The organism is Citrobacter sp. wls706, from assembly GCF_005281305.1.
Lineage (GTDB): Bacteria > Pseudomonadota > Gammaproteobacteria > Enterobacterales > Enterobacteriaceae > Citrobacter > Citrobacter werkmanii.
Map to the genome: position 1 here is coordinate 129,389 of NZ_SZXG01000032.1, position 18,429 is coordinate 147,817.

Annotated in this window: 16 protein-coding genes; 9 read left to right on the forward strand and 7 right to left on the reverse strand. The window is 54.6% G+C overall.

The genetic code is table 11. The annotated features are described in order from the left end of the window. Positions 1 to 43: 43 nt before the first annotated feature. The 5 genes from alaS to mltB all read right to left on the reverse strand — a co-directional run bounded on the left by alaS (position 44) and on the right by mltB (position 6,297). On the reverse strand, positions 44 to 2,671 hold the full coding sequence (gene alaS / locus FDW92_RS13960; RefSeq protein WP_042310544.1) for an alanine--tRNA ligase: 2,628 nt from the start codon (positions 2,669 to 2,671) through the stop codon (positions 44 to 46). A gap of 127 nt (positions 2,672 to 2,798) precedes the next feature. Continuing rightward, positions 2,799 to 3,299, reverse strand: coding sequence for a recombination regulator RecX (gene recX / locus FDW92_RS13965; RefSeq protein ID WP_042310547.1), 501 nt, complete (start codon positions 3,297 to 3,299; stop codon positions 2,799 to 2,801). Between the two features lie 73 nt (positions 3,300 to 3,372). Further along, positions 3,373 to 4,437, reverse strand: a complete 1,065-nt coding sequence (gene recA, locus FDW92_RS13970; protein ID WP_042310549.1) for a recombinase RecA — start codon at positions 4,435 to 4,437, stop codon at positions 3,373 to 3,375. Between the two features lie 92 nt (positions 4,438 to 4,529). Next, positions 4,530 to 5,027 (reverse strand): nicotinamide-nucleotide amidase, encoded by a 498-nt coding sequence (pncC, locus tag FDW92_RS13975; RefSeq protein WP_042310552.1) that lies wholly within the window; start codon positions 5,025 to 5,027, stop codon positions 4,530 to 4,532. 190 nt (positions 5,028 to 5,217) lie between these two features. Beyond that, positions 5,218 to 6,297: a lytic murein transglycosylase B gene (gene mltB, locus FDW92_RS13980; RefSeq protein WP_038633043.1), complete on the reverse strand. Its 1,080-nt coding sequence runs from the start codon at positions 6,295 to 6,297 to the stop codon at positions 5,218 to 5,220. Between the two features lie 265 nt (positions 6,298 to 6,562). On the opposite strand from mltB, the gene srlA reads away from it, so the two are divergent. The 7 genes from srlA to gutQ all read left to right on the forward strand — a co-directional run bounded on the left by srlA (position 6,563) and on the right by gutQ (position 11,655). Next, a complete protein-coding gene (gene srlA, locus FDW92_RS13985; protein WP_003825953.1) occupies positions 6,563 to 7,126 on the forward strand; it encodes a PTS glucitol/sorbitol transporter subunit IIC in 564 nt (187 codons plus the stop codon). Next, positions 7,123 to 8,094 carry a PTS glucitol/sorbitol transporter subunit IIB gene (locus FDW92_RS13990; RefSeq protein WP_042310556.1) on the forward strand — a complete coding sequence of 324 codons (972 nt, stop codon included), beginning with the start codon at positions 7,123 to 7,125 and terminating at the stop codon, positions 8,092 to 8,094. Before srlA ends, FDW92_RS13990 begins: the two co-directional genes overlap by 4 nt. 13 nt (positions 8,095 to 8,107) lie before the next feature. Beyond that, positions 8,108 to 8,470 carry a PTS glucitol/sorbitol transporter subunit IIA gene (gene srlB, locus FDW92_RS13995; RefSeq protein ID WP_042310558.1) on the forward strand — a complete coding sequence of 121 codons (363 nt, stop codon included), beginning with the start codon at positions 8,108 to 8,110 and terminating at the stop codon, positions 8,468 to 8,470. Positions 8,471 to 8,487: 17 nt separating this feature from the next. Next, positions 8,488 to 9,267 carry a sorbitol-6-phosphate dehydrogenase gene (gene srlD, locus FDW92_RS14000; RefSeq protein WP_042310559.1) on the forward strand — a complete coding sequence of 260 codons (780 nt, stop codon included), beginning with the start codon at positions 8,488 to 8,490 and terminating at the stop codon, positions 9,265 to 9,267. A gap of 100 nt (positions 9,268 to 9,367) precedes the next feature. Then, positions 9,368 to 9,727 carry a transcriptional regulator GutM gene (gutM, locus tag FDW92_RS14005; protein ID WP_038633053.1) on the forward strand — a complete coding sequence of 120 codons (360 nt, stop codon included), beginning with the start codon at positions 9,368 to 9,370 and terminating at the stop codon, positions 9,725 to 9,727. A 196-nt stretch (positions 9,728 to 9,923) separates the two neighbouring features. Continuing rightward, complete coding sequence (locus FDW92_RS14010) at positions 9,924 to 10,697, forward strand: DNA-binding transcriptional repressor (protein ID WP_006687181.1); 774 nt, start codon at positions 9,924 to 9,926, stop codon at positions 10,695 to 10,697. After that, on the forward strand, positions 10,690 to 11,655 hold the full coding sequence (gutQ, locus tag FDW92_RS14015; RefSeq protein WP_038633059.1) for an arabinose-5-phosphate isomerase GutQ: 966 nt from the start codon (positions 10,690 to 10,692) through the stop codon (positions 11,653 to 11,655). The genes FDW92_RS14010 and gutQ overlap by 8 nt, the downstream gene beginning before the upstream one ends. Here the strand turns inward: gutQ and norR are convergent. Further along, positions 11,652 to 13,169: a nitric oxide reductase transcriptional regulator NorR gene (norR, locus tag FDW92_RS14020; protein WP_042310560.1), complete on the reverse strand. Its 1,518-nt coding sequence runs from the start codon at positions 13,167 to 13,169 to the stop codon at positions 11,652 to 11,654. The genes gutQ and norR overlap by 4 nt on opposite strands. Before the next feature lie 187 nt (positions 13,170 to 13,356). Between norR and norV the strand changes: the two genes are divergently transcribed. Beyond that, positions 13,357 to 14,805 (forward strand): anaerobic nitric oxide reductase flavorubredoxin, encoded by a 1,449-nt coding sequence (gene norV / locus FDW92_RS14025; protein ID WP_137400645.1) that lies wholly within the window; start codon positions 13,357 to 13,359, stop codon positions 14,803 to 14,805. After that, on the forward strand, positions 14,802 to 15,935 hold the full coding sequence (gene norW / locus FDW92_RS14030) for an NADH:flavorubredoxin reductase NorW (RefSeq protein WP_042310562.1): 1,134 nt from the start codon (positions 14,802 to 14,804) through the stop codon (positions 15,933 to 15,935). Before norV ends, norW begins: the two co-directional genes overlap by 4 nt. Positions 15,936 to 16,075: 140 nt before the next feature. On the opposite strand, the gene hypF is transcribed toward norW, so the two are convergent. After that, positions 16,076 to 18,316, reverse strand: coding sequence for a carbamoyltransferase HypF (gene hypF, locus FDW92_RS14035; protein WP_042310564.1), 2,241 nt, complete (start codon positions 18,314 to 18,316; stop codon positions 16,076 to 16,078). Between the last annotated feature and the right edge of the window lie 113 nt (positions 18,317 to 18,429).

Consider the following 18,429-nt stretch of genomic DNA (forward strand, 5'->3'; position numbering starts at 1 on the left):
GCTGCGGATTGAAGCCCGCAGCGTCGACTTACGCTTATAGTTATTACAGTTTTGCGCTGACCCAGCCTTTCACACTGGCTAACGCTGCAGGCAGAGCCGCTGCATCCGTACCACCGGCTTGCGCCATGTCCGGACGACCGCCACCCTTACCGCCTACCTGCTGAGCGACCATACCAACCAGCTCCCCTGCTTTCACACGGTCTGTCACATCCTTAGACACACCAGCAATCAGAGAAACCTTACCTTCAACTACCGTTGCCAGAACGATAACGGTAGACCCCAGTTGATTTTTCAGATCATCAACCATGGTACGCAACATTTTCGGCTCAACGTCCGCGAGTTCACTGACCAGCAGCTTCACGCCGTTGATATCAACCGCTTTGCTGGAAAGATTTGCACTCTCCTGCGCCGCAGCCTGTTCCTTCAATTGCTGCAATTCTTTTTCGAGTTGACGCGTACGTTCCAGTACAGAACGCACTTTATCACCGATATTCTGGCTATCGCCTTTCAGCAGCTGCGCAATATCGCTTAAGCGGTCGCTCTCAGCATGCACGGTTTGGATAGCGCCTTCACCGGTTACGGCTTCGATACGACGAACGCCCGCCGCCGTGCCTGACTCAGACACAATGCGGAACAGACCGATATCCCCCGTACGGCTGGCGTGAGTACCGCCACACAGTTCGGTGGAGAAATCGCCCATACTCAGAACGCGCACGTGGTCATCATATTTCTCGCCAAACAGCGCCATTGCGCCTTTGGCTTTCGCCGCTTCCAGATCCATGATGTTCGTTTCAATCGGCAGGTTGCGACGAATTTGCGCATTCACCAGATCTTCAACGGCACGGATTTCCGCAGGCTTCATGGCTTCGGTATGAGAGAAGTCGAAACGCAGCACTTTATCGTTAACCAGCGAGCCTTTCTGTGCCACATGGGTGCCCAATACCTGGCGCAGCGCCGCGTGCATCAGGTGCGTTGCGGAGTGATTCAAACGGATACGCGCACGACGAGCTTCATCCACATCAGCCTGCACTGCATCGCCAATTTTCAGAGAACCCGCAGACAGTTTGCCGATATGACCAATCGCCTGGCCATATTTTTGCGTGTCGCTCACGGCAAACGCAAAGCCCGCACCTTTCAGTTCGCCCTTGTCGCCAACCTGACCACCAGATTCCGCATAGAACGGCGTCTGATCCAGTACAACAACAGCGTCCTGACCGGCGTTAATGGCGTCTACCGCTTTACCATCGACAAACAGCGCAGTCACTTTGCCGTTCAGCTCAAGATGCTCATACCCTTTAAATTCTGAAGCGCCATCAACACGAATCATCGCATTGTAGTCTGCGCCAAAGCCGCTGGCTTCACGCGCACGACGGCGCTGTTCTTCCATTGCGGCTTCAAAGCCCGCTTCGTCAACCTTGATGTTGCGCTCGCGGCAAACGTCTGCCGTCAGGTCAACCGGGAAGCCGTAGGTGTCATACAGACGGAAGGCGGTTTCGCCATCCAGCGTATCACCGGTCAGTTTTGCCAGTTCTTCGTCCAACAGTGCCAGACCACGCTCCAGCGTACGCGCGAACTGTTCTTCTTCGGTTTTCAGAACCTGCTCAACCATAGCCTGTTGACGCTGCAGTTCTTCACCTGCTGACCCCATGACTTCCACCAGCGGACCAACCAGCTTGTAGAAGAAGGTATCCTTCGCGCCCAGCATGTTGCCATGACGTACCGCGCGGCGAATGATACGGCGCAGCACATAGCCACGGTTTTCATTCGATGGGACAACGCCATCGGCAATCAGGAATGCACAGGAACGGATATGGTCGGCGATAACGCGCAGCGACTTGTTGCTCAGATCGGTCGCACCAGTAACTTTCGCGACGGATTCAATCAGTGAGCGGAACAGGTCAATTTCATAGTTGGAGTTAACGTGTTGCAGCACGGCCGCAATACGCTCCAGACCCATACCGGTATCCACGGACGGTTTCGGCAGCGGTTCCATGGTGCCGTCAGCCTGACGGTTGAACTGCATGAAGACGATGTTCCAGATCTCAATGTAGCGATCGCCATCTTCTTCTGCGCTTCCCGGAGGGCCGCCCCAAATGTGGTCGCCGTGATCGTAGAAAATTTCGGTACACGGACCGCAAGGACCGGTGTCCCCCATCTGCCAGAAGTTATCGGATGCATAGGCCGCGCCTTTGTTATCACCAATGCGGATGATACGCTCGCGCGGAATACCAACTTCTTTTTCCCAGATTTCATAGGCTTCATCGTCAGTTTCATAGACGGTGACCCACAGACGCTCTTTTGGCAGGGCAAACCAGTTTTCACCGGTCAGCAGTTCCCATGCGAATTGAATGGCGTCGTGTTTGAAATAATCGCCGAAGCTGAAGTTGCCCAGCATTTCGAAGAAGGTGTGGTGACGTGCAGTGTAACCGACGTTTTCCAGGTCGTTGTGCTTACCACCCGCACGCACGCAACGCTGCGAGGTGGTTGCGCGGGAATAATTACGCTTGTCGAGGCCAAGGAAAACATCCTTGAACTGGTTCATCCCGGCGTTGGTAAACAACAAAGTAGGGTCATTGTTCGGTACCAGGGAGCTGCTGGCAACTACCTGATGTCCTTTACTATGGAAAAAATCGAGAAACGCCTGACGGATCTCAGCGGTGCTCTTGCTCATAATTATCCTGAAGAAATCAAGCTAACGAAATGTCATTACCAGCATCGGCAGCAAACTGCGCCTCTGGCAATCGAAAAGTGGGAATAAGATAAGTTTTCTTTACTGGGAAGTAAAATCCCGTATGCGTTCAATCGTCAAAATTTCGCCATATTGCCTGAATATCTTCCATCAGATAGCCACGATAGAGCAAAAAACGCTGGACCTTTACCTTATCTGAAAAATCCACTGGTAAAGGTTCACCGTATTTCCGGATTGCCTGCTCGCGCGCAAGTACTGCCCAGTCAATTTCACACTCGCGCATGGCGCGCTCGATAGCCTCACGCGAGATCCCTTTCTGACTGAGTTCCTGCCGCACTCGCGCAGGCCCATAGCCTTTACGGCTACGGCTGGCGATAAACTGCTGAACGAAGCGGTCATCATCCAGATAACGACTTTCAATGCACCAGGCAATGACCTTGTCGTAATCTTCCGCAGAAGCATCAATGTCTTCCGGTCCATGATTACCCATCACCGGCGCGGCCAGCTTACGCCGCAGTTCCTGCTCGCTGTGATCGCGCATTGCCAGAATACGCACAGCGCGGTCAAGCAGTCGGGAATAAGCGGATCGGCGGGAAGTTGCATCTGTCATAGTAAACCTTCAGAAATGCAAAAGGGCTGCATGATATGCAGCCCTTTACTATTATGCGATGTAAAACAGATTATCAGAAATCTTCGTTCGTTTCTGCTACGTCTGCACCACCGTCATCAACGGAGAAATCTGGCGTTGAATCCTGGTTATTGAGCAGTAACTCGCGCAATTTCTTCTCAATCTCTTTTGCGGTTGCCGGGTTTTCTTTCAGCCAGTTGGTCGCATTCGCTTTACCCTGACCGATTTTCTCACCGTTATAGCTGTACCATGCACCGGCTTTTTCAATCAGCTTCTCTTTCACGCCCAGGTCAACCAGTTCGCCATAGAAGTTGATACCTTCACCGTACAGAATCTGGAATTCAGCCTGTTTAAACGGCGCGGCGATTTTATTCTTCACGACCTTAACGCGGGTTTCGCTACCGACCACGTTGTCGCCCTCTTTCACTGCGCCGATACGACGAATGTCCAGGCGAACGGAGGCATAGAATTTCAGCGCGTTACCACCGGTAGTGGTTTCCGGGTTACCGAACATCACGCCAATTTTCATACGGATCTGGTTGATGAAAATCAGCAACGTGTTGGACTGCTTCAGGTTACCGGCCAGCTTACGCATCGCCTGGCTCATCATACGCGCCGCAAGACCCATGTGAGAGTCGCCAATCTCGCCTTCGATTTCCGCTTTCGGCGTCAGCGCCGCCACGGAGTCGACAACGATAACGTCAACCGCGCCGGAACGCGCCAGCGCATCACAGATTTCCAGGGCTTGTTCACCGGTATCCGGCTGGGAACACAGCAGGTTGTCGATATCAACGCCAAGCTTACGGGCATAGACGGGATCCAACGCGTGTTCCGCATCGATGAACGCACAGGTTTTACCTTCGCGCTGTGCGGCGGCAATAACCTGCAGAGTCAGCGTCGTTTTACCGGAGGATTCAGGCCCGTAGATTTCGACGATACGGCCCATTGGCAAACCGCCCGCGCCCAGTGCGATATCCAGAGAAAGCGAACCGGTGGAGATAGTTTCCACATCCATGGAACGGTCTTCACCCAGGCGCATGATGGAGCCTTTACCGAATTGCTTTTCGATCTGACCCAGCGCTGCCGCCAACGCTTTCTGTTTGTTTTCGTCGATAGCCATTAATTACTCCTGTCATGCCGCTTTCGGTTTAAACCGCAAAACGTGAAAGATAATGTTCTGTTGAGGCAATTATACTGTATGCTCATACAGTATCAAGTATTTTGTAGAAATTGTTGCCACAGGGTTTGCAACGCATAGGCAGTTGCCTGCCGACGCACCGCGTCGCGGTCACCGCTGAAGCATTCCCGACGGGTAATCCCCTCGCCGCTTGCGCTGGCGAAGGCAAACCACACCGTACCCACGGGCTTGTCTTCACTTCCGCCATCCGGCCCCGCAATACCGCTGATCGATACAGCAAAGTCCGCGCGTGCCGCCTTTAGCGCGCCAATCGCCATTTCCACGACCACCGGCTCACTCACCGCGCCATGCTGGGCCAGCGTCTCTTCGCGCACGCCAATCATCTGCGCTTTGGCTTCGTTGCTGTAGGTCACGAACCCGCGTTCAAACCAGGCGGAACTGCCGGCAATATCCGTAATGGCTTTGGCCACCCAACCGCCGGTGCAGGATTCCGCCGTCGTAACGGTCGCCCCGCGCGCTTTCAGCGCCAGGCCAACCTGCTCGCTTAACTGCATCAGTTCACTGTCGATCATTTCAGCCTCTGTCAGTTAAAAAAATATGCCGGACAAGATAGCACTTTCACAACCAATGTGGGGATGAGGAGAACGTTTTACGAGGGGGATTCCAAAAATTGATCCGTTGCAAAATAAGACCTGCCGGATGGCGATGTCAGAGCATCTTATCCGGCCTACAAGCAATATCTTACTGTAGGCCGGGGAGCGATTACTGTACGCGCGCCAGCGCTACCGCCTGACCCAGTTGCCACACGGCCATCGCGTAGTGGGTACTGTGGTTATAGCGGGTGATAGTGTAGAAGTTCGGCAGTCCGTACCAGTACTGATAACCGGTGCCAATGTCCAGGCGCAGCAGGCTGGCCTGCTGATGATTCCCCAACGACTGCTGCGGCGTCAGTCCCGCGGCGGCAAGCTGTGAAATGCTGTACTGGGTTTTAAAGCCGTTCGCCAGCCCAGGCGCCTGACCATTCGCCGGCACCGCGACCGTATCGCCTTTTACCCAGCCATGGCCTTTAAAATAGTTCGCCACGCTACCGATGGCATCTACCGGATCCCACAAGTTAATGTGTCCATCGCCATTGAAATCGACCGCATATTCTTTATAGGAAGACGGCATAAACTGGCCGTAGCCCATCGCACCGGCGAAGGAACCTTTCAAATCGAGCGGATCATCACTTTCATCTCGCGCCATCAACAGGAAAGTTTCCAGTTCGCCAGAGAAGTATTCCGCACGACGAGGATAATTAAAGGACAGCGTCGCCAGCGCATCCAGAATTCGCGTTTTGCCCATCACGCGGCCCCAGCGCGTCTCCACGCCAATAATGCCGACGATAATTTCCGGAGGAACGCCGTAGACCTGCCACGCGCGGTTCAGGGCATCTTCATATTGATTCCAGAAGGCTACGCCGTTTTGTACGTTGTCCGGGGTGATGAATTGTTTGCGATAACGCAACCATGCGCCGTTAGGTCCGGCTGGCGGTTGCGTCGTCGGCGCCTGACGGTCCATTAAACGTAATACCGAATCCAGGCGCTTGGCCTGCGACAGGATCTCCTGCAACTGCTGACGGTCAAAGCCATGCTTGTTCACCATCTTCTCGATGAACTGTTGCGCGTTCGGGTTATTGGCAAAATCGCCGCCCGTTAGCATGACATTATGCTGTGGCTCAAGCAGGAAACCGCCGGATGGCGTACCCGTAGTCGTTTGAGTCTCTGAAGGTTTAGGTTTGCTGCTACAGGCAGCAAGCAATACGAAAAGGGGAAGTAACGCTACATAACGACGCTTGAACATGAGACATCCATTAAACAAATTCAGCCTGGGAGAAGTATGGTAAAGCATCCTCCGCCATACAAGGAAGCAGTAGTCGCTCTGCTTCACAGAATTTCCCCCCTCTTGCACTTCCGACCGTCATATTTGCGAGCGCTTACGCAATAACTTTCACATTAAAATATTTATCTTTCATTTTGAGATCAAAATAACACTTTTAAATCTTTCGATCTGATTAAAATTAATTTCCGTTTGGCAAGATAACTAAAAACCCCTACAGGAGAGAATAATGATCGACACCATCACACTCGGTGCTGAGTGGTTTATCGGGCTGTTCCAGAAAGGCGGAGAGGTGTTTACCGGCATGGTGACCGGTATTCTTCCCCTACTGATTAGCCTGCTGGTCATCATGAATGCGCTGATTAACTTTATCGGCCAGCAGCGTATTGAACGTTTTGCCCAGCGCTGCGCCGGAAATCCACTGTCCCGCTATCTGCTGCTGCCGTGCATCGGCACATTTGTGTTTTGTAATCCGATGACGTTGAGCCTGGGCCGCTTTATGCCAGAAAAGTACAAGCCCAGCTATTACGCAGCGGCCTCTTATAGCTGCCATTCCATGAATGGCTTATTCCCGCACATCAACCCCGGCGAGCTGTTTGTCTATCTGGGTATCGCCAGCGGCCTGACGACGCTGGGCCTTCCGCTTGGCCCGCTGGCGGTGAGCTATTTGCTGGTCGGACTGGTGACCAACTTCTTCCGCGGCTGGGTGACCGATTTCACCACCGCCATTTTTGAGAAAAAAATGGGCATTCAACTTGAGCAGAAAGTTCATCTGGCGGGAGCAACATCATGACGCGTATTCGTATTGAAAAAGGCACCGGCGGCTGGGGCGGCCCGCTTGAACTGGATGCCGTACCAGGCAAAAAGATTGTCTATATCACTGCCGGGACTCGCCCTGCGATTGTCGACAAGCTGGCGAACCTGACCGGTTGGCAGGCCGTTGATGGTTTCAAAGAGGGCGAACCGCCGGAGAATGAAATTGCTGTGGCGATCATCGATTGCGGCGGCACGCTACGCTGTGGGATCTATCCCAAACGTCGCATACCCACGATAAATATTCACGCCACGGGGAAATCCGGTCCGCTGGCCCAGTACATTGTTGAAGATATCTATGTCTCTGGCGTGAAAGAAGAAAACATTACCGTTGTCGGGGAAGCATCCGCTGCGCCGCAGCCTGCAAGCAGCACTATCGGTCGCGATTACGACACCAGTAAAAAGATTACTGAACAAAGCGATGGTCTGTTGGCAAAAGTTGGGATGGGCATGGGATCGGCCGTTGCTGTCCTGTTCCAGGCCGGTCGCGACACTATTGATACCGTTCTGAAAACCATTCTGCCGTTTATGGCGTTCGTCTCAGCGCTGATCGGCATCATCATGGCTTCTGGTCTGGGAGACTGGATAGCCCATGGACTCGCACCGCTCGCCAGCCACCCGCTGGGACTGGTGACGCTGGCGCTGATTTGCTCTTTCCCGCTGTTGTCGCCTTTCCTCGGCCCTGGTGCGGTCATCGCCCAGGTTATCGGGGTGCTGATCGGCGTACAGATTGGCCTGGGGAACATCCCTCCCCATCTGGCGCTACCGGCCTTGTTTGCCATTAATGCGCAAGCGGCATGCGACTTTATTCCCGTGGGGTTATCGCTGGCCGAAGCGCGTCAGGACACGGTCCGCGTCGGTGTGCCATCCGTCCTGGTAAGCCGCTTCCTGACCGGCGCGCCTACCGTTCTCATCGCCTGGTTTGTATCCGGCTTTATTTACCAATAAGAGGCACTCAAAAATGACCGTGATTTATCAAACCACCATCACCCGTATCGGACAGAGCGCCCCGGACGCACTTTGCGACCAGATGTTGATTACCTTTCGTGAAGGTGCTCCAGCGGATATCGAAGAGTTTTGCTTCATCCATTGCCACGGGGAGCTGAATGGCGCTTTGCAAGCTGGACTCCAGTTTGAACTAGGCCAGCATCACTACCCGGTCACCGCCGTTGGCAGCGTAGCGGAACAGAACTTACGTGAACTGGGGCATATCACTCTACGTTTTGACGGACTCAGCGAAGCGGAATTCCCAGGCACCGTACATGTGGCGGGCCCTGTACCGGACGATATCGCGCCGGGCTGTATTTTGAAGTTTGTTGCTTAAGATTGAAGGAGAAAAAGATGAATCAGGTTGCCGTTGTCATTGGTGGAGGCCAGACCCTGGGGGCATTCCTTTGCCGTGGGCTTGCGACAGAAGGATACCGCGTCGCGGTGGTGGATATTCAAAGTGATAAAGCCGCCAACGTCGCGCAGGAGATTAACGCCGAGTTTGGCGAAGGCACAGCGTACGGTTTTGGCGCTGATGCCACCAGCGAACAGAGCGTGCTGGCACTGTCACGCGGAGTGGATGAAATATTCGGTCGCGTCGACCTGCTGGTTTACAGCGCGGGTATCGCTAAAGCCGCGTTTATCAGCGATTTTCAGCTTGGGGATTTCGACCGCTCGCTGCAGGTGAATTTGGTCGGTTACTTCCTCTGCGCCCGTGAATTCTCACGCCTGATGATCCGCGATGGCGTTCAGGGACGCATTATCCAGATCAACTCCAAATCAGGGAAAGTAGGCAGTAAACACAATTCGGGCTACAGCGCGGCAAAATTCGGCGGCGTGGGTTTAACCCAATCGCTGGCGCTGGATCTGGCGGAATACGGTATTACCGTCCATTCGCTGATGCTCGGCAACCTGTTGAAATCACCTATGTTTCAGTCATTATTGCCGCAATATGCAACCAAATTGGGCCTTAAGCCGGATGAAGTCGAGCAGTATTACATTGATAAGGTTCCGCTCAAACGCGGCTGCGATTATCAGGACGTGCTGAACATGCTGCTGTTTTATGCCAGTTCGAAAGCCTCTTACTGCACCGGACAATCGATTAACGTCACCGGCGGTCAGGTGATGTTCTAAGAGGTATGATTGCCCGGTGGAGCTGTGCTTACCGGGCCTACGAATATTATGCAGCCGGATTAGGCGCAGCCGTCATCCGGCAAAATCAAAGGAGCGCATTATGGTTTCCGCACTGATTACCGTCGCCGCCATCGCCTGGTGCCTGCAACTAGCGCTCGGTGGCTGGCAAATATCCCGCTTTAATCGCGCGTTCGATAAACTTTGTCAGCGGGGTCGGGTTGGCGTGGGTCGCTCCGGCGGACGGTTTAAACCGCGCGTGGTCGTCGCCATTGCGCTTGATGAGCAGCAGCGGGTTACCGATACGTTATTTATGAAAGGTCTGACGGTATTCGCCAGACCCGGAAAAATTGCCACGATAATGGGCAAACATCTTGATGATTTACAGCCTGATGTGATCTTTCCCCATGATCCGTTAGCGCAGAATGCACTATCATTGGCGCTTAAACTGAAACATGGGTAATTTCGTTGTGAATGCTAATAGCTTGCGAAATTATCATTTTGCAACCTATACCCTAAATAATTCGAGTTGCAGGAAGGCGGCGACGCAGCGAATCCCCGGGAGCGTACATAAGTACGTGACTGGGGTGAGCGAGTAAAGCCAACGCACATGCAGCTTGAAGTATGACGGGTAAATATAAGTCAGGGTAATCACGCCTATGAAACCTCGTCAGCGTCAGGCTGCCATACTGGAGCACCTGCAAAAGCAGGGAAAATGCTCGGTTGAAGAACTGGCCCACTACTTTGACACGACCGGCACAACCATTCGCAAAGACCTGGTCATTCTGGAAAATGCCGGAACCGTCATTCGTACCTATGGCGGCGTGGTGTTAAATAAAGACGAATCCGATCCGCCTATCGATCACAAAACGCTAATCAACACGCATAAAAAAGAGCAGATTGCCGAAGCCGCCGTCCGTTATATCCATGATGGCGATTCCATCATTCTGGATGCGGGCAGCACCGTATTGCAGATGGTGCCGATGCTTACCCGCTTTAGCAACATCACCGTCATGACCAACAGTCTGCACATTGTTAACGCCCTTTCGGAGTTGGACAACGAGCAAACCATCCTGATGCCCGGCGGGACCTTTCGCAAAAAATCTGCGTCATTTCACGGTCAGCTGGCAGAAAACGCCTTTGAGCAATTCAGCTTTGATAAACTCTTCATGGGTACCGACGGCATTGATCTCAATGCCGGCGTGACCACCTTTAATGAGGTGTTTAGCGTCAGTAAAGCGATGTGCAATGCCGCTCGCGAAGTGATTCTGATGGCCGACTCCTCAAAATTTGGGCGTAAAAGCCCTAATGTTGTGTGCAGTCTGGAAAGCGTCGACAAGCTGATTACCGATGCGGGTATCGACCCTGCATTTCGTCAGGCGCTGGAAGCAAAAGGGATTGAAGTAATCATAACCGGAGAAACCAATGAGTGATGCACTACTGAACGCGGGCCGTCAGACGTTAATGCTGGAACTACAGGAAGCCAGCCGACTGCCAGAGCGACTGGGCGATGATTTTGTCCGCGCCGCCAATACGATCATCCACTGTGAAGGCAAAGTCATTGTCTCCGGGATTGGCAAATCAGGCCATATTGGCAAAAAAATTGCTGCGACCCTCGCCAGTACCGGCACCCCAGCCTTTTTTGTGCATCCCGCTGAAGCCCTGCACGGCGACTTAGGGATGATTGAAAGCCGCGACGTGATGCTGTTTATCTCTTACTCCGGCGGCGCAAAAGAGCTGGATCTCATCATTCCGCGCCTGGAAGACAAATCCGTCGCCCTGCTGGCAATGACCGGAAAACCAACTTCGCCGCTGGGCCTGGCGGCCAAAGCCGTGCTGGATATTTCTGTTGAACGTGAAGCCTGCCCGATGCGCCTGGCGCCGACCTCCAGCACCGTGAACACGCTGATGATGGGCGACGCGCTCGCAATCGCCGTGATGCAGGCGCGCGGCTTTAACGAAGAAGATTTTGCCCGCTCGCATCCGGCTGGCGCGCTGGGCGCTCGTCTGTTAAATAAAGTGCATCATCTGATGCGCCGTGACGATGCCATTCCGCAGGTGACTCTGACTACCAGCGTCATGGACGCGATGCTGGAGCTGAGCCGCACAGGCCTTGGTCTGGTGGCTGTTTGTGACGATGCGTCGCTGGTGAAAGGCGTCTTTACCGACGGCGACCTGCGCCGCTGGCTGGTTGGCGGCGGCGCGCTCACCACGCAGGTTAGCGAAGCAATGACCCATAATGGCATTACGCTGCAAGCGCAGAGCCGCGCGATTGACGCCAAAGAGATCCTGATGAAACGCAAAATCACTGCCGCACCGGTGGTAGATGAAAACGGAAAACTCACCGGTGCTATCAACCTGCAGGATTTCTATCAGGCCGGTATTATCTAATCCTTCAGCCCCAGGCGTTTCGCCAGCCGGTGCAGGTTGGCGACGTCTGTTTCCAGCGCCCGCGCGCTTGCCGCCCAATTGTGATTATTTTGCGCCAAGGCCCGGCGGATCATCTCCCGCTGAAATGACTCCGTTGCCTCACGCAAATTGTGATGCTGCGGGATCTCTGCCACGACGTCCGGCTGCGGTACAGGGCTTTCATCCTGCAAGGCAAAATGCTGTGCCTCCAGCACCACCTCATCCCCTGCCCGGGTAGCCCTTGCCAGCACAACCGCCCGATGAATGGCATGTTCCAGCTCGCGCACGTTTCCGGGCCAGCCGTAACTCAGCAGATGATTACGCGCGCCAAGGCTTAACACCACGCGGGAAAGTCCCAGCCGCAGCCGACATTGCTCGCAAAAATAGCCCGCCAGCAGCACTACATCTTCGCCGCGCTCACGCAGTGGCGGCACGGAAAGGGGAAAAACGCTCAGGCGATGAAACAGATCTGCGCGAAAATTCCCCGCCAGCACCTCTTCGCGTAAATCACGATTGGTCGCCGCCAGTACGCGCACGTCAACGCGCAGGCTGCGATCGTCCCCCACACGCTGAATATCGCCATACTGTAATACGCGCAGCAGCTTGGCCTGCAACGCCAGCGAGAGTTCGCCAATCTCGTCGAGAAACAGCGTGCCGTTATCCGCCATTTCAAACTTACCGCTACGATTACTGATAGCCCCGGTAAAAGCCCCTTTTACGTGACCAAAAAGTTCACTTTCCGCCACGCTTTCGGGCAACGCCGCGCAGTTGAGATACACCAGCGGATTCACCGCACGCGGCGAACCTTCATGGATAGCTTTGGCTACCAGCTCCTTCCCGGTCCCGGTTTCGCCGCTTATCAGTACGTTGAGATCGGACCCTGCCACAATCTCAATCTCTTTTTTCAACTGCATCATATTGGGCGACAGGCCAATCATCTGGGTTTCCGTCACCTGCTCGAAAGCCGTCGACGAACCCGGCAGCATATTCTGGCTTTCCAGTTGTTCAATCAGCAACGCATTACTCAGCGCCCCCGCCGCCAGAGCGGCAATTAGCCTAAGCTCTTCATCGCTGAAGACATCGAACTGATCGGGCTCCATGCCATCCAGCGTTAACGCGCCAATCAGATTTTGTCCGGCAAACAGCGGCAACCCAATGCAGGCATGGACTTTCAGGCTCTCCTGACCCGGGATTAACCCGTCATAAGGATCGGGCAGATCGCTGTCGGCAGGAAAACGTACCACGTCCCCGGCGCGGGCAATCGCCTCCAGCCGCGGATGTCCTTCCAGCGTGAAGCGGCGGCCGAGGACATCCTGCGCCAGGCCATCGATAGCCAGCGGGATAAACTGTCGCGACTCGTAGCGCAGCAGTGCCGATGCGTCGCACTCCAGCACCTGGCGCAAGGTCGTGATCAGGCGCTGAAAACGGTCCTGATGTCCGATACCGCTTTGTAATTCAATGGCGATACCCGCCAGCACATCTACTGAAAAGCTCATGGCAACCTCATTGTCATTTTGACAATTCATATTGTCATATCGACAATGAAATAAACAGTCATTTTGACTATCACTTTATAGACAATAAATAATAAATCATTAAAAATCAAACAATTAAAAAGTTGGCACGCAACCTGCAATTAACAAAATATCTTTTTAGAAAAACGCTGAATTAATTGAGGTTGCTATGTCTATTCTGGTTAAAAATAACATTCATTGGGTTGGCCAACGTGACTGGGAAGTGCGAGATTTCCACGGCACTGAATACAAAACGCTGCGCGGTAGCAGCTACAACAGCTATCTCATCCGTGAAGAAAAAAACGTGCTGATCGATACAGTAGACCACAAGTTTAGCCGTGAATTCGTGCAGAACCTGCGCAGTGAAATTGACCTCGCGGATATCGACTACATCATTATTAACCACGCGGAAGAAGATCACGCCGGTGCGCTGACCGAACTGATGTCCTGCATCCCGGACACGCCAATTTACTGCACCGCTAACGCGATTGATTCCATCACCGGCCACCACCATCATCCGGAGTGGAACTTCAACGTGGTGAAAACCGGTGATTCTCTGGACATCGGCAACGGCAAACAACTGATCTTTGTTGAAACGCCGATGCTGCACTGGCCTGACAGCATGATGACCTACATGACCGGCGATGCGGTACTGTTCAGTAACGACGCCTTCGGCCAGCATTACTGCGACGAACGTCTGTTCAATGATGAAGTTGACCAGACCGAACTGTTCGAACAATGCCAACGCTACTACGCCAACATCCTGACCCCGTTCAGCCGTCTGGTGACACCGAAAATCACTGAAATCCTCGGCTTCAACCTGCCGGTGGATATGATTGCGACTTCTCACGGTGTGGTATGGCGCGAAAACCCAACGCAGATCGTTGAGCTGTACCTGAAATGGGCGGCGGATTATCAGGAAGACCGCATCACCATCTTCTACGACACCATGTCCAACAACACCCGCATGATGGCGGACGCCATTGCTCAGGGCATCAACGAAGTTGATCCGAACGTGGCGGTGAAAATCTTTAACGTCGCCCGTAGCGACAAAAACGAAGTCCTGACCAACGTCTTCCGCTCTAAAGGCGTGCTGGTCGGTACTTCCACCATGAACAACGTGATGATGCCGAAAATCGCCGGACTGGTGGAAGAGATGACCGGCCTGCGTTTTCGTAACAAACGCGCCAGCGCCTTTGGTTCTCACGGCTGGAGCAGCGGCGCAGTTGACCGCCTGTCCACCCGTTTACAAGATGCAGGTTTTGAGATGTCGCTGAGCCTGAAGGCGAAATGGCGTCCGGATCTGGATGCGCTGGAACTGTGTCGTCAGCACGGTCGTGAAATTGCACGTCAGTGGGCGCTTGCTCCGCTGCCGGAAACGGCGGTGAAAGCGGCAACCAAAGAAGAAGAGTGCGCCTGTGCCGCTGCGGCTGCCGCTGACCTTGGCCCAAGCATGCAGTGCAGCGTGTGTCAGTGGATTTACGATCCAGCAAAAGGTGAACCGTTGCAGGATGTCGCGCCAGGTACCCCATGGAGCGACGTGCCGGATAACTTCCTGTGCCCGGAGTGTTCATTAGGTAAAGACGTCTTCGACGTACTGGCAATGGAGGCAAAATGAGCCGCGAAATTGTCATTATTGGTTCGGGCTTCGCCGCCCGCCAGTTAGTCAAAAATATCCGTAAACAGGATGCAACTGTTCCGTTGACCCTGATTGCCGCTGACAGCATGGATGAGTACAACAAGCCCGATCTGAGCCACGTTATCAGTCAGGCACAGCGTGCAGACGACCTCACCCGCCAGTCGGCGGGGGAGTTTGCCGAACAGTTTAACTTGCGCCTGTTCCCATACACCTGGGTGACCGACATCGACGCCGATGCCCGCATAGTGAAAAGTCAGGACCAACAGTGGCAGTATGACAAGCTGGTTCTGGCTACGGGGGCTTCAGCCTTTGTGCCTCCAGTTACCGGACGTGAGTTAATGCTCACACTGAACAGCCAGCAAGAATACCGCGCCTGTGAAACGCAACTGCGTGATGCCCAACGGGTACTCATTGTCGGCGGTGGCTTGATTGGCAGTGAACTGGCAATGGATTTTTGTCGTGCCGGTAAAGCGGTAACGCTTATCGACAACGCCGCCAGCATTCTGGCCTCGCTGATGCCACCGGAAGTCAGCAGTCGCTTACAGCATCGTCTGACCGATATGGGTGTGCATCTGCTGCTGAAATCACAGCTTCAGGGTCTGGAAAAAAATGAATCGGGTATTCGCGCCACGCTCGATCGTAGCCGCAGCGTAGAAGTCGATGCAGTGATCGCCGCCACCGGTCTGCGCCCGGAAACGGCGCTGGCCCGTCGCGCCGGATTGAACATCAATCGTGGCATCTGCGTCGACAGCTATCTGCAAACCAGCCACCCGGATATTTATGCGCTCGGCGACTGTGCGGAAATTAACGGTCAGGTGCTGCCGTTCCTGCAGCCGATTCAACTGAGCGCCATGTATCTGGCGAAAAACCTGCTCGGCGGCAATGCGCCATTGAAGCTGCCTGCCATGCTGGTAAAAGTTAAAACGCCGGAACTGCCATTACATCTGGCAGGGGAAACCCAGCGTCGTGATCTGAACTGGCATATTGCCGCTGAAGCGCAAGGTATGGTGGCCAGAGGAATGAACGAAGAAGGCCAGCTATGTGCGTTTGTGGTCAGTGAAGACCGAATGAAAGAGGCCTTTACGCTGCTGAAAACGTTGCCCGTGTAAGTTTGTGATGCCGGATGGCTGCCGCGCCTTATCCGGCAATGCCGCTACTGATTTATTAACCTCACGCACATGGACGTGCGTTGCCACTTGTCGGTATGCCCCGACATGTTTTTCTTGCCCCGCCAGTCCCGGGGCTTTTTTTATTTTTGCGCCAACCAGCGCGCCGCGGTAATCACGCCCTGCCCCAGCGATAATCCCCCATCCCCCGCCGGTAAACGCTGCGGAAACAGTAAGGTGAAATCAGCCAGATAAAATGCCAGCCGCGATGACAACAAACGGTTATGCATCACGCCACCGCTGAATACTAACGTCTTCACGCCACGCGCTTCGGCCTGCTCACGCATCAGCGTGGCAAACCCACACGCCAGCGCATCATGAAACGCCCACGACCTTGCTGCAGGCGCCCCTTGCCAGTTCAGCCATTGCTGCCAAAACACAGCCAGGTCAAGTTCATTACCTTGCAACGGGATGGTTACCGGATGCTCAACACCATCACATTGCGAGGCCAACGCCTCCAGCGCGCAGGCGGCCTCGCCTTCATAACTCAATGAAGTCGGAGCGCACTGGAGCGCGGCGGCAACGGCATCAAACAGCCGTCCGCACGATGACGCCAGCGGCGCATTGATCCCCCGCTCAATGGCGCGTGCCAGCACGTTCCAGTTTTGCTGTTGCAGCGCCGATGTTTCCGGGTAACGCTGCCAGTCAGGGACAAAACGCAGACACTGCGCGAGCAGGTTACGCCACGGCTGCTTTGCCGCCAGATCGCCGCCCGCCAGCGCGACCGCGGGTAAGCCACCCAGGTGTTCGCATTCACGATAGTTGACCCGCAAACACTCTCCGCCCCACAGCGCGCCGTTTTCACCCATGCCGATACCGTCTAACGTCAGAGCGATAACGTCGCCACCGTACAGCGGCCAACCGTGCTCGGCCATACACGCAGCGGCATGCGCATGGTGATGCAGCACCGTTTCGGTCGGCAGATTCATCTCACTGGCCCACTGGCTGGAAACATAGCCGGGGTGAGCATCATGCACGATACGCTGCGGCGTAAAGTCATAAATACTCTGGATCAGGCGCAGCGCATCACGCCACTGCTGCTGAATGCCGTCATCACTGAGATCGCCCAAATGCTGACTGATAACCGCCTGTTCGCCACGCACCAGACAGAAGGTATTTTTTAGATCCGCGCCTAGACACAGCATCGGCGGCACGTCACGAAAACCCGGCGGCAGTGCGACCGCATCCGGCACGTAACCCCGCGAACGGCGCAGCATTTCCCCGCTTTCACGCACCACGGAGTCATCCATACGCTGCACAATTTCGCGGTTATGCAGCAGGAAACCGTCGGCAATCTCGCGTAAATCTGCCAGCGCCTGCGCGTTGGTAATGGCTGGCGGCCTGCCGCTGAGGTTGCCGGAGGTCATTACCAGCGGGCAATTCATCTCTTGTAACAGGAGATGCTGCAACGGATTCGCTGGCAACATGACGCCAACTTCCGTTAACCCTGGCGCAATTCCCTCGCTCAGTGCCGCTACACAGCGTTTCTGCACCAGCACGATCGGCGCGGCAGGAGTGGTTAACAGACGACGTGCGGCTTCAGGTAGTCCGTCATCGCCAGGCAGCATCACTGCCAGAGGTTTTGCCGGACGGTGTTTGCGCAGCCTGAGTAGCGCTACGGCGTTATCATTTCGCGCATCGCAGACCAGATGAAATCCACCAATGCCTTTCACAGCGACAATGCCGCCCGCTTTTAGCAACGCCACCGCCGCCTGCAGCGCCTCTTCTTTTTCCGCTCGCTCACCCGCGCTTAACCACTCAAGATGTGGGCCACATTGCGGGCAGGCAACAGGTTGGGCGTGAAAGCGACGGTCGTAGGGATCGCGATACTCTGTATCGCATTGCGCACAGAGAGGGAAGGACGCCATCACGGTAAACGGACGGTCGTACGGCATGGCGCGGATAATCGTAAAACGTGGACCACAATGAGTACAGTTGATGAAGGGGTAGCGATAACGACGTTCGCCGGGGGTGTTCATTTCAACAAGGCATTCGGGACAAGTCGCGGCGTCCGGGACAATTTGCGTATTCATCGTACCGCCTGCACTTTGGCGAATCGAGAAATCGGCAGGCTGCTGCGTCCAGGCGAATGATTCGCTCTCAATGCTATCAATGCGCGCCAGCGGCGGACAATGTTGATGCAATTGCGCAATAAACTCCGCCGGATCTTCCTGTAAGCGCACCACCACACCGTCACCGTCGTTGCACACGTCGCCATGCAGTTGCAGGCGCTGCGCCAGTTGCCAGACGAAGGGGCGAAAGCCGACGCCCTGTACCTTGCCGCGAATACGCAGTTGTACGCCGGAATGGTTGTTGATTGTCATTATGTCCTTCCCGCAGTCATCTATCCCGGTTTGCCGGATGGCGGCTGCGCCTTATCCGGCCTACATGACTCCCGTGTAGGCCTTAAAGCTGCGCGCCATCAGGCACGTATTTT

Coding starts and splice junctions, on each gene's coding strand:
- alaS (WP_042310544.1), bottom strand. CDS start 2,671: ATGAGCAAGAGCACCGCTGAGATCCGTCAGGCGTTTCTCGATTTTTTC.
- recX (WP_042310547.1), bottom strand. CDS start 3,299: ATGACAGATGCAACTTCCCGCCGATCCGCTTATTCCCGACTGCTTGAC.
- recA (WP_042310549.1), bottom strand. CDS start 4,437: ATGGCTATCGACGAAAACAAACAGAAAGCGTTGGCGGCAGCGCTGGGT.
- pncC (WP_042310552.1), bottom strand. CDS start 5,027: ATGATCGACAGTGAACTGATGCAGTTAAGCGAGCAGGTTGGCCTGGCG.
- mltB (WP_038633043.1), bottom strand. CDS start 6,297: ATGTTCAAGCGTCGTTATGTAGCGTTACTTCCCCTTTTCGTATTGCTT.
- srlA (WP_003825953.1), top strand. CDS start 6,563: ATGATCGACACCATCACACTCGGTGCTGAGTGGTTTATCGGGCTGTTC.
- FDW92_RS13990 (WP_042310556.1), top strand. CDS start 7,123: ATGACGCGTATTCGTATTGAAAAAGGCACCGGCGGCTGGGGCGGCCCG.
- srlB (WP_042310558.1), top strand. CDS start 8,108: ATGACCGTGATTTATCAAACCACCATCACCCGTATCGGACAGAGCGCC.
- srlD (WP_042310559.1), top strand. CDS start 8,488: ATGAATCAGGTTGCCGTTGTCATTGGTGGAGGCCAGACCCTGGGGGCA.
- gutM (WP_038633053.1), top strand. CDS start 9,368: ATGGTTTCCGCACTGATTACCGTCGCCGCCATCGCCTGGTGCCTGCAA.
- FDW92_RS14010 (WP_006687181.1), top strand. CDS start 9,924: ATGAAACCTCGTCAGCGTCAGGCTGCCATACTGGAGCACCTGCAAAAG.
- gutQ (WP_038633059.1), top strand. CDS start 10,690: ATGAGTGATGCACTACTGAACGCGGGCCGTCAGACGTTAATGCTGGAA.
- norR (WP_042310560.1), bottom strand. CDS start 13,169: ATGAGCTTTTCAGTAGATGTGCTGGCGGGTATCGCCATTGAATTACAA.
- norV (WP_137400645.1), top strand. CDS start 13,357: ATGTCTATTCTGGTTAAAAATAACATTCATTGGGTTGGCCAACGTGAC.
- norW (WP_042310562.1), top strand. CDS start 14,802: ATGAGCCGCGAAATTGTCATTATTGGTTCGGGCTTCGCCGCCCGCCAG.
- hypF (WP_042310564.1), bottom strand. CDS start 18,316: ATGACAATCAACAACCATTCCGGCGTACAACTGCGTATTCGCGGCAAG.